Origin of the sequence: uncultured Eubacterium sp. (assembly GCF_934295145.1) — a bacterium.
Lineage (GTDB): Bacteria > Bacillota > Clostridia > Lachnospirales > Lachnospiraceae > Eubacterium_I.
Genome location: NZ_CAKRAS010000088.1, coordinates 1 through 7,134, shown reverse-complemented (window position 1 = coordinate 7,134; position 7,134 = coordinate 1). Strand labels below are relative to the sequence as shown.

General features: G+C 42.4%; 10 protein-coding genes. All 10 read right to left on the bottom strand.

What is annotated here, in order from left to right:
* A partial coding sequence (locus Q0I54_RS12700) for a DUF3795 domain-containing protein (protein WP_296119134.1) occupies positions 1–168 on the bottom strand: 168 nt, incomplete at its 3' end.
* A gap of 123 nt (positions 169–291) precedes the next feature.
* Complete coding sequence (locus Q0I54_RS12695) at positions 292–576, bottom strand: hypothetical protein (protein ID WP_296119131.1); 285 nt, start codon at positions 574–576, stop codon at positions 292–294.
* Between the two features lie 284 nt (positions 577–860).
* Positions 861–1,397, bottom strand: coding sequence for a cysteine-rich KTR domain-containing protein (locus Q0I54_RS12690; RefSeq protein ID WP_296119128.1), 537 nt, complete (start codon positions 1,395–1,397; stop codon positions 861–863).
* Between the two features lie 392 nt (positions 1,398–1,789).
* Entirely contained in the window at positions 1,790–2,182 is a 393-nt protein-coding gene (gene rpsI / locus Q0I54_RS12685) for a 30S ribosomal protein S9 (RefSeq protein WP_118702373.1), read from the bottom strand.
* Between the two features lie 22 nt (positions 2,183–2,204).
* Positions 2,205–2,636 carry a 50S ribosomal protein L13 gene (rplM, locus tag Q0I54_RS12680; RefSeq protein ID WP_296119126.1) on the bottom strand — a complete coding sequence of 144 codons (432 nt, stop codon included), beginning with the start codon at positions 2,634–2,636 and terminating at the stop codon, positions 2,205–2,207.
* Between the two features lie 292 nt (positions 2,637–2,928).
* Positions 2,929–3,489 (bottom strand): histidine phosphatase family protein, encoded by a 561-nt coding sequence (locus Q0I54_RS12675; protein WP_296119124.1) that lies wholly within the window; start codon positions 3,487–3,489, stop codon positions 2,929–2,931.
* Between the two features lie 14 nt (positions 3,490–3,503).
* On the bottom strand, positions 3,504–4,265 hold the full coding sequence (truA, locus tag Q0I54_RS12670; protein WP_296119123.1) for a tRNA pseudouridine(38-40) synthase TruA: 762 nt from the start codon (positions 4,263–4,265) through the stop codon (positions 3,504–3,506).
* A 269-nt stretch (positions 4,266–4,534) separates the two neighbouring features.
* A complete protein-coding gene (locus Q0I54_RS12665) occupies positions 4,535–5,338 on the bottom strand; it encodes an energy-coupling factor transporter transmembrane protein EcfT (protein WP_296119122.1) in 804 nt (267 codons plus the stop codon).
* Complete coding sequence (locus tag Q0I54_RS12660) at positions 5,332–6,174, bottom strand: energy-coupling factor transporter ATPase (protein WP_296119120.1); 843 nt, start codon at positions 6,172–6,174, stop codon at positions 5,332–5,334. The genes Q0I54_RS12665 and Q0I54_RS12660 overlap by 7 nt, the downstream gene beginning before the upstream one ends.
* On the bottom strand, positions 6,150–7,010 hold the full coding sequence (locus Q0I54_RS12655; RefSeq protein WP_296119117.1) for an energy-coupling factor transporter ATPase: 861 nt from the start codon (positions 7,008–7,010) through the stop codon (positions 6,150–6,152). Before Q0I54_RS12655 ends, Q0I54_RS12660 begins: the two co-directional genes overlap by 25 nt.
* Positions 7,011–7,134: the final 124 nt, after the last annotated feature.

Genomic DNA, 7,134 nt, shown 5'->3' with positions numbered 1-7,134 from the left:
GCCTGTGCAGTTAATCATGTCTGCTGTAATCGTTACCCCATTGAGCTTTGTCCACAACACGGCAGTTTTCTCGCGCAGGGCGTTATCGTTCGTGAGCGTTGCAATCCTGGCATTGCATTTTTCGCAGTCTAGTCCACAGCAGCCAATCAGTTGGTTTGTATTTTTCATAGTTCCTCCATAAATATTCCTTATCATTTTTCAAGGCTGACATAAGCATCCCCTTCCCCACCGCTTAGTGCTCTACGCACTTGAAGCGGGGGAATGCTTATTCTGCGTTCAAGTACTGAATCGTCAATCCTCCAAATGGTACGTCTTCTCTGGAAACTGATGCCGATTGTCTACCTGAATTGTAAATGTCACCTTTAATCCTGCCTTTTTCATCTTTGCATATAAATCTCGTGCCATTGGAAGACAATCTTCATCCTCAGCCCCACAATAAATCCGAAGTTCAATACCCTTTTGCGAAAGGGTATCTATCAGCTCTTCTGTATGTTCCTGCAAAATCGGAATCCATGGACTTTGCAAAATCAACAAATCACAACGCGCTGATGTAAATGTAATTGCACGCAGAAGCATATCGCATCCGGCAGAAAAACCGCCGCAGGCAATTTTTGATACCCCTGCTTCTGCACCTTTTCCATAGAATGTGCCACCGGCAAATAGGATGTCATATCATAACTCCAACGATAAGTTCCATATCCGTCTGGTTCGGCACTTTGTACCGTTTCAATCTGCCACTCACTACTTTCTCCAACAATGGGTTCCCAATCCGCTCGCGCAATCTGACCATTCTGTGTGTTGCCATGAATAGCCAAAAAAAGACTCAGTGTTAACCTGAACTATCAGATTATGCACTGCGTCTAAGCGTCTGGCATTTTGATTTCTTCTGTTTTACCATCTTTGAAATAAATCACACAGGTATATTTGCACTTCGGACAAAATAGTGGAAAATCCTCCAGCACCGTGTGTGAGCGTATCTGTGTCCTCGTTTTGCCACCACATTTTGGGCAACAAAGCCATTTTATTTTTTCCTTTTCTTCCATCCTTCCAGATACAGAAGGGCGAACATATTGTATCTTATCTGCGTTTAAGATCATAGATTTGCTGCATCGGAAAAGCATAGAGTTTCGACATAATTCTTCAAATTCATATAACTTTTGTCGGCACTTGAAAACGGTTTTCTCACAATACAGAAAAGAGCACCCATCCACGACCTCAAAGTAATAAACATCACTGAGTTTTAGCCGACAAACTTTTTCCTCCGCAAAGGCGCTGACAGAAACTTCTCCGGCAGTAACCGCGCGGATTGCTTCCACCCATTTTTCCTGTGTGTCATAGCAACGGACGATCACTTCTTCCTCATTTTCATATGGAATCTGTTCCACAGACAGCTTCATGTCCGCACCTCCCTTCGGTTCTGAAACAATAATATAGCATAGAATGTTTTTTATATCTATAATTGATACTGTAAGTTGTAAAAATCAGGCTGTAAGTTGCATGAAAATGCCACCCTCTATAACTTTGGCGAGTTAGGGTGGCATTTTCTATGTTCATTCTTATTAACTGGTCAACCACTTGTGGCGGTTGTTCCTTATTTACAATCTAAATGTATCACAACCTGTCGCAAATTTCAAGAACACCGCTACAAACGCTACGTGTGCGCTACGTGTGTGCTACCGTCAAAAATCGACCACTTTTCAGCAACTTTTTCAAAAACGCAAACATAAGAAAAACCCTTGTAAACACTGAGTTTGCAAGGGTTTTGGTAATCTCTTTGAAATTGTGAAAACTATCTCTTTGAGAACTGCGGTGCGCGACGTGCAGATTTGAGACCTGGTTTTTTACGCTCTTTCATTCTTGGGTCACGTGTTAAGTATCCAGCTTTCTTCAGAACTGGTCTGTAGTCAGCGTCTACTGTAAGTAATGCACGTGCGATACCATGTCTGATAGCACCAGCCTGTCCTGTGTAACCGCCACCTTTAACGTTTACCAGTACATCGAATTTGTCAACGTTCTCTGTAGCTACTAACGGCTGACGAACGATAACTTTTAATGTTTCAAGTCCAAGATACTCATCAATATCTCTTTTATTGATTGTGATTTTACCTGTACCCGGTACAAGGTAAACTCTTGCGATAGATTTTTTTCTTCTTCCTGTTCCGTAATATTTAGTATTAGCCATGATTATTTACCTCCTTCACCGATTAAAATGTCAGAACTTCTGGTTTCTGAGCTGCATGTTTGTGATCCGGTCCAGTATATACAAATAATTTTTTGTACATCTGACGTCCGAGAGGTCCTTTCGGGAGCATGCCTTTAACAGCGAACTCTACAACTCTTTCCGGATGTTTAGCCAGCATCTCTTTTAATGTAGTCTCTTTCATTCCACCTACATAATCAGAGTGATGATAGTAAATCTTCTGATCTAATTTTTTACCTGTTACTTTAACTTTCTCTGCATTTACAACGATTACATAATCACCTGTATCGATGTGCGGTGTAAAGATAGCTTTGTTTTTACCTCTTAAAATCTTAGCGATTTCAGAAGATAAACGTCCTAATGTATATCCTGTAGCATCAACTACATACCATTTTCTTTCAACTTTGTCCGGGTTGGCCATGAATGTGTTATTCATTGATTTTTCCTCCTTGAATAAATTTGCGGCTTCCACAAATGTGAATGTCCGGACACATCTGCTTCCTGCCTGTTAATTTTGAATAATGTGTCTGCATTATCCGGGTTTTGTTTTCTCTGACTTGTGGAGAATCATCAAAAACTCTGCCCTGCTGTCGGGTCCCAACCGACCGCCTATATATGAAATGCTTTTTTTGCACACAAAAAACACTCTTTGTCAGACTTGTATATTATAGTACAGTGAACTCCCTGTGTCAACGATTTTTTCTGGGTTTTTCCATGAAATTGAGCATTTATTCCACCCATTCATATTTTTTCAATTCACAGTTTTTAATTCCAAATTTTGCGAACTCCTCGTTAGTCATATCACGAAAATAAGATTCGATCACTCTTGAAATTCCATTGTGCGCTACCAGCAGATATGTCTTTCCATCGTTCCGCTCCTTGAGATCATCCAGCAGATTGTAAATTCTCTGGCAAAGATGCAGCATCGTCTCACCGCCCTCATAACTGCAGATAAAATTTGTTTTTGCTTTCTGAAACTCCGGTGCATTTCTCGGGGAAGTACCTTCGTATTTTCCAAAATTCTGTTCTTTCAGACGCGATTCTTCTGTTGCCGGAATTCCAGTGATTTTAGAAATATGTCTGGCAGTATCCGCCGCACGTATTAATGGCGAATACAAAATCTCGTCAATCTCTACCCCCTCTTCCAGAATCTTCTGCCCAAGTGCAATCGCCTGCTCTTGTCCATACTCCGTCAATGCGATATCTGTGGAACCGCAGATTTTGTCTTCCACGTTCCAAAATGTCTGTCCATGTCTCGTAAAATATACGCATTTTTTATTTTCACTCATTTTTTGTACCTCTATCACTCCATCAAACTCTCCGGTGGAATCTCATACTCTATTCCAATCATCGTCAAGCCATGCGCCGGTGCAGTCGGTCCTGCTGCTTTCCGATCCTTTTTCTCTAATATCGCCGGAATATCCTCCGGTGCGATCTTACCGATTCCCACATCAAAAAGCGTTCCCGCAATGATCCGCACCATATTATAGAGGAAACCACTTCCGGTAATCCGAATCGTCAGTAATTCGCCATCCTTCTTTAACTCGCAGGAATAAATCGTGCGTGTCGTATCTTCCACTGCCGTATTTACAGAACAGAAACTTTTAAAATCATGTGTTCCCTCGAACTGTCTTGCTGCCTCACACATCGCCGGAATATTCAGTTTTCGATAAACAAACCAGGTGTCCAGCCGTCTTTGCGGCATTGGAAATTCACGGTTTAAAATGCGAAATTCGTATGTCTTGCGGCTGTTGCAATGACGTGGATGCCAGTCCAATGGGATTTCACTGGAATTTTGCACCACAATATCATCCGGCAAACGCTGGTTCAGCGCATAGGAAATCTTTTCCGCCGGCATCCGTGCATTTGTATCAAAAACTGCCACATTTCCATAAGAATGTACTCCGGAATCTGTACGACTCGCACCGATCACCACAATATCTTCCTTCAATAATTTACTCAATTCCCGGTTCAGAACACCTTCTATCGTAATTCCGTTTGGCTGCACCTGCCACCCACAATAATTGGTGCCATCATAAGCCACCACCAGTTTCACTCGTTTCACACGCAAGCACCTCCCTCTTCATATGAAAACCCTGATTCATTTTTACTATTTTACAAGTATAAAAAAATGAACACAATATAAAAAAACTGTATAAATTCAATCAGACAAACATATCTCACAGACTTCCCTGCGTTTGATTCAAGAATAACTTGGCTTTCCCATAAAAGTTTGCGTCATCTCTCACCCGATACATTTCTCACTGAATCCATACAGTTTCCTCATTATTTCAATTTCATTCTATAAAATTTACTATTATCTTTTTTTAAGTTTTATAAAAAGATCCGTATCACAACAATGACTGCCAGATACAACACCATCACCACATATGCCTTGTAATCCGCAGCAATATAGCGTAGCGGCTTCATCTTTGTTCTCCCCTCACCGCCATGATAACAGCGCGCTTCCATGGCCGTTGCCAGGTCGTTGGCACGTCGAAATGCAGATACAAACAGCGGTACCAGGATTGGCACCATGGCTTTTGCTTTCTGAATAATATTACCCTCTTCAAAATTCGCGCCTCTTGCCATCTGTGCTTTTTTAATCTTATCCGCTTCTTCGGCCAGAATCGGGATAAAACGCATGGCAATTGACATCATCATGGCAATTTCATGCACTGGAACTCCAATTTTTGATAATGGTTTCAGACCTTCCTCCAGACCATCTGTCAACTTATTCGGCGTAGTTGTCAGTGTCATCACGGAAGTTCCGACTACCAGATATACCAGTCGAATAGTAAAAAACAGGGTATTGCTTACTCCCTGATCTGTGATATGGATAAACTTCCATGAAAAATACGTATTTGCGCCCTGTGTAAAAAACAGATTGCACACTGCTGTAATAACCACAAGCACCCAAATCGCACGTACACCTTTCAGCATAAAAGAAAATGGAACATGCGACATTTTAATAACAGCCAGCAAAAATAACGTCACACAGATGAAGCCGACAAAATCATGAAACAAAAATAAGGACACAATATACATCAGTGTCGCCAGAAGTTTCACACGGGGATCCAGTCTGTGGATCACCGATTCTGTTGGATAATATTGCCCAATTGTAATATCCTTTAACATAATTTCATAATCTCTTTCTTTGCTTCTTCAATGGTTGTTACTGAAGTATCCACAGCAAATCCGGCTTTTTTCAGATCTTTCATTAGATACGTGACCTGTGGGACCGCCAATGACACCTGCTCTAATTCCTCCACATGAGAAAAAACTTCCGCTGGCGTTCCGTCCAGCATCAGTGTCCCATGGTTTAGCACCACGATCCGCTGTACATAGTTTGCCATATCTTCCATACTGTGGGATACCAAAAGCACGGTCATTTCCATTTTTTCATGCAGTTCACGGATCAGATCAAACAATTCATCTCTTCCCTTCGGATCCAGACCGGCTGTCGGCTCGTCAAGAATCAGCACTTTCGGATTCATTGCAATAACCCCTGCAATCGCTGCACGTCTTTTTTGTCCACCGGAAAGTTCAAAAGGTGACATTTCCCAATATTTTTCCGGAAGTTTTACCCGGATCAATGCTTCTTTCGCTTTCTCCAGTGCCTCTTCCTCAGAAAATCCCTGATTTTGTGGACCATAGGCCGCATCTTTTAATACAGTTGTCTCAAAAAGCTGGTACTCCGGATACTGAAATACCAGTCCGACTTTTCCTCTCAGGGAACGCAGGGAATATCCCGGTGCATAAATATCTTCACCGTTATAATAAATATGCCCTTCATCTGCCTTGATCAGGCCATCCAGAAGCTGGATCAGCGTTGATTTTCCGGAACCGGTATGACCGATGATTCCCACAAATTCGCCATCGGCAATCTCAAGACTTAAGTTTTTTAACGCATGTATCTCGTACGCACTTCCCTGTGCATAGGTATAACTCAGGTTTTCGATTTTAATTGACATATTGCCTCCACCAGTTCCTGCCTGCTCAAAATTCCATCCGGAAGCGACAGACCTTCCTGTTTCAGTTCCCAGGCCAAACGGGTAATCTGTGGAACATCCAGCCCATATTCCAGCAGTGTGTCTACCTGTGAAAAAATTTCACGGGGCGTTCCCTGCATCACCACACGACCGTCATCCATAACAAACACATAGTCTGCATCAATGACTTCTTCCATATAATGCGTGATCAGAATTACCGTTACCCCCTTCTGTCGGTTCAGCCGATGTACCGTATTTAAAACTTCTTTTCGTCCATTCGGATCCAGCATGGCTGTTGGCTCATCCATAATGATGCATTTGGGTTCCATAGCCACAACACCGGCAATGGCAACACGCTGCTTCTGGCCACCGGACAAACGATTCGGAGAATGATAACGGTACGCCATCATACCAACTGCCTCCAGACTGTGTCCGACTCGCTCCCAGATTTCTTCCGTTGGAACACCAATATTTTCCGGGCCAAATGCCACGTCTTCTTCCACTACACCTGCAACAATCTGGTTATCCGGATTCTGAAAGATCATACCGGCTTCTTTTCGGATATCCAAAATATTTTCATCCTTTGCCGTATCTTTTCCATCCACCCAGACAGTACCTTCACTCGGTGTCAGCAATGCATTCAAATGTTTTGCAAAAGTAGATTTACCGGAACCGTTATGCCCCAGCACGGCAATAAACTGCCCTTCTTCTACTTCAATATTTACATCATCCAGCGCCAGCGTCACATCCTGCACTTCGCCCTGCTCATCCCGGCGCACAAATTTATGTTTTAATTTTTCAGCCTTAATAAATGCCATGTGTAAGAATCCTCTTCACCGCATCGAATATATCTTTTTTTACAGCATTCAAGTCGAACGCACGTGAGACTTGGTGCGTGATTCTGGTCAGCGTAAGCTGACATATTCTTCTCAGAATCACTGC